Below are 3,287 nucleotides of genomic sequence, written 5' to 3' on the forward strand. Positions count from 1 at the left end.
CACACCGTCCAACATCCGAGCAGTGAAATCCACCAGCCGGGGCGCTACCCGCTCCAGTTCACCAGTCCTCACACCACAATCTCAGCCAGAACCCGGGTCAAAGTCACGCAACGACACACCTGAACTTAACAAAGTACTACTAGTACCGGATGAGCTCGAACGCGCTGGCGCGGCGCCCGCCGAACCGGTGCGCGCCGAGGTCGGCCATGAACTCCAGGAACTCGCGCGCCGCAGCCATCGGGTGCTCGCCCAGCCCGTCCAGATAGGCCCGGTGAGCCTCCAGTGAGGCCACCGCCTGGTCCAATGTGGACGACACGTCGACCGCGTGGCTCGCCAGTGGCGAACCCGCCACCGCAACGTATTCGACCCCACCCCACGGCCCGAGGCCTGCCTCGTCGGGGAAGATCCAGCGGTTGCCCGCGTCGGCGACGGCGTCGAGCACGGCCCGCCCGACGTTGCGGTGATCGGGGCTGTTCCACCCGCCGCCGGGCCACTGGTCGTGATAGTTGCCGGTAATGATGAGCTCCGGCTGGTGGCGCCGGATCGCGATCGCGATGTCACGGCGCAGGGGAACGCCGTATTCGATCACGCCGTCGCGATGGTCCAGGAATTCCACCACGGACACGCCGACCAACCCGGCCGCGGTGTGCTGCTCGGCCTCGCGCAGCGGGCCGCATTGCTCCGGCGGCATGCCGTCGATCCCGGCCTCGCCACGCGTGACGAGCAGATAGCGCACGTCCTTGCCCGCGGCGGTCCACACGGCGATCGCGCCCGCCGCACCGTATTCGAGGTCGTCGGGGTGCGCGGCGATGGCCAGCGCGCGAGTCCAGTCGGTGGGCATTTCCTCGAACTGGTCCAGGTTATCGGGGTGCATAAGTCTCCAGTATCCGCTCGGCATCGTCCATCGTGGGCGGTGTTTCGCTGAAGTTCAGGTCGATGAACGCCTCGGTCATGCCCAGCTCGGCCATCTGGTCCAGCCGGCCGATCGCGCGGGGTGGGACGCGAGCGATGAACCGAAGCCGGTCGGGCCGCGGCGACGCGGCCTTGACGACCCGGATGGCCTCGGCGAGATCCTCCAGAGTGTGGCTGCTGCTGCTGATCCAGCCGTCGCACAGCCGGCCGGCCCGGCTCAGCGCGGCCGGGGAGCCGCCGCCCAGCAGCAGGGGCGGATGCGGGCGCTGCACGGGCTTTGGATCCTGCACGGCCCAGTAGTGTTTCAGCGCGCCGATGAACGCGTCGGCGCGCTTGCCGAGGCCGTGTCTGGTGGTGCCAACAGCCTCGAATTCCGCTTCCTGCCAACCGTTTCCGAGCCCGGCGTCGAGCCGCCCGCCACACACGATGTCTACACTGGACAGTTGCTTGGCGAGCACGACCGGGCTGATGAACGGCATGTTCCAGACGGCGACGCCGAGCCGGATGCGGTGCGTGGCGCCGGCGACGAACGCGAGCGGCACGAGCGGGTCGTGCACGCTGTCGTAGGCGATGGGACCGTCAGGCTGGGCGAGCAGACGCTGGAACGTCCAGACCGACTCGTATCCGAGCTCCTCCGCCCGCTGGGCCACCCGGACCATGTTGCCCGGCGTCGCCCACGCCCCCGAAACGGGCAGCCCAAAACCGATCTTCACCCCTCCACCATAGGCCCACCCCGCCCCCCTTTCGGGTTGATCATGAGCTTACGTCCAGGTTCGACGGCGCGTCGCGGCATCAACTTCATGGTCGACCTGCGGCGTCGGCTGTTCCGCAGGGGAAGCCGAGCCGCCTGATCAGGATGCTGGGAGGGTTACCTGGACGGTGAGGCCGCCTCCGGCGTGCGGGGTGGCATGGACGGTGCCGCCGTGGGCACGGGCGACCGATTGCACGATGGACAGGCCCAGGCCCGCGCCGCGCGCGGAGCCGACGCGGTCGGACAGGCGGCGGAACGGCTCGAACAGGCGGGGAATTTCGTACGACGGCACGACGGGCCCGGTGTTGGTGACCGTGAGTCTGACCGTGCCGTCGCCGTTGTGCGTGCGGACCGAGACCCATCCGCCGTCGGTGTTGTATCGCACCGCGTTTTGCACGAGGTTGAACGCGAGTCGCTCCAGCATGACCGGATCACCGGTCGTCGGGGCCGGGTCCAATGTGGACCGCACGTGCACGGAGGACGTGCCGACCTGCTCCAGTGCGTGCGAGGCGATGTCGGCCAGGTCGACCCGCTCCACCGAGGTGGGTGTGGCCTCCGAACGGGCGAGCGTCAGCAGCCCTTCGATCAGGCGTTCGTTGCGCGCGTTGACCTCCAGCAGGGTCTCGCCCAGCTGACGCATCTCCCCGCACACGCCCGGCCGGCCGAGCGCGACCTCGATCAGTGTGCGGTTGATGGCCAGCGGCGTGCGCAGCTCGTGCGAGGCGTTGCCCACGAACCGCCGCTGCCCGTCGAACGCCCGGTCGAGCCGTTCCAGCATGGCGTCGAACGTGTCGCCGAGCTCGCGCAGCTCGTCGTGCGGGCCGGTGAGCCCGATCCGCTCGTGCAGGCTGCGGTCGGCGACCCGCTTGGCGGTCTCGGTCATCCGCTTGACGGGACGCAACGCCCGCCCGGCGGTCAGCCAGCCCAGCCACACGGCCATCACGCCGACCCCGCCGAGCGCGATGCCGCCCTGGGTGAGCATGGTTTCGAGGGTCTCGTCGCGGAACTCCTGCTGCGCCTTGAGGTACGCCTCGCGGTACCGCTGCTTCTCTTCGATCGGCGAGTTGGTGATGTTTTCAATGGCGGTAATGATTTCGCCCTTGAGCGGGATGTTGACCGTTTCGAGCCGCTTGGCCACGAGCCAGTAGTTGGCGACGAGCAGCACCGCGCCGGCGAGGAAGAACAGCGCCCCGTAGACGACGGTCAGCCGGGCCCGGATGGTCCAATGCCGACGAATCAGTTTCATTGGCGTCCCTCCGCTGCGCTACGGGGCGCATGCCAATCGATTCCCTCGGGCAAGCCCTCGCTCATGGCACTCTGTACCCCACTCCCGGCACGGTCTGCACGATTTGCGGCTCGCCGAGCTTGCGCCGCAGGGTCATCATGGTCACCCGGACCACGTTGGTGAACGGGTCGGTGTGCTCGTCCCACGCCTTTTCCAGCAGGTGCTCGGCGCTGACCACCGCGCCGTTGGCCAGCAGCAGCTCCTCCAGCACGGCGAACTCCTTGCGCGACAACGGCACGTACCGCCCGTCGCGCACGACCTCCCGCCGCGCGGGGTCGAGGCGGATGCCCGCGCGGTCGAGCACGGGCGGCGCGGCGGGGCGTGCCCGCCGGGCCAGCG

At 69.2% G+C, this 3,287-nt stretch carries 4 protein-coding genes; all 4 read right to left on the reverse strand.

Annotated elements, in window-relative coordinates:
- Positions 1-139: 139 nt before the first annotated feature.
- The gene (locus DM816_RS41065) at positions 140-874 is read right to left on the reverse strand and encodes a PIG-L deacetylase family protein (RefSeq protein WP_117215835.1); all 735 of its coding nucleotides are present in this window, start codon (positions 872-874) and stop codon (positions 140-142) included.
- A complete protein-coding gene (locus tag DM816_RS41070; RefSeq protein WP_117215836.1) occupies positions 861-1,625 on the reverse strand; it encodes an LLM class flavin-dependent oxidoreductase in 765 nt (254 codons plus the stop codon). Before DM816_RS41070 ends, DM816_RS41065 begins: the two co-directional genes overlap by 14 nt.
- A 138-nt stretch (positions 1,626-1,763) precedes the next feature.
- A complete protein-coding gene (locus tag DM816_RS41075) occupies positions 1,764-2,909 on the reverse strand; it encodes a sensor histidine kinase (protein WP_117215837.1) in 1,146 nt (381 codons plus the stop codon).
- A 61-nt stretch (positions 2,910-2,970) separates the two neighbouring features.
- The coding region (locus DM816_RS41080) for a winged helix-turn-helix domain-containing protein (protein ID WP_162908391.1) at positions 2,971-3,287 on the reverse strand (317 nt) is incomplete at its 5' end.

Origin of the sequence: Allorhizocola rhizosphaerae (assembly GCF_003426775.1) — a bacterium.
In the GTDB taxonomy this organism is placed as follows: Bacteria; Actinomycetota; Actinomycetes; order Mycobacteriales; family Micromonosporaceae; genus Allorhizocola; species Allorhizocola rhizosphaerae.

Bases quoted from the DNA above. Each gene is read 5' to 3' on its own strand.
- DM816_RS41075 (WP_117215837.1), bottom strand. From the start codon at position 2,909: ATGAAACTGATTCGTCGGCATTGGACCATCCGGGCCCGGCTGACCGTC.
- DM816_RS41065 (WP_117215835.1), bottom strand. From the start codon at position 874: ATGCACCCCGATAACCTGGACCAGTTCGAGGAAATGCCCACCGACTGG.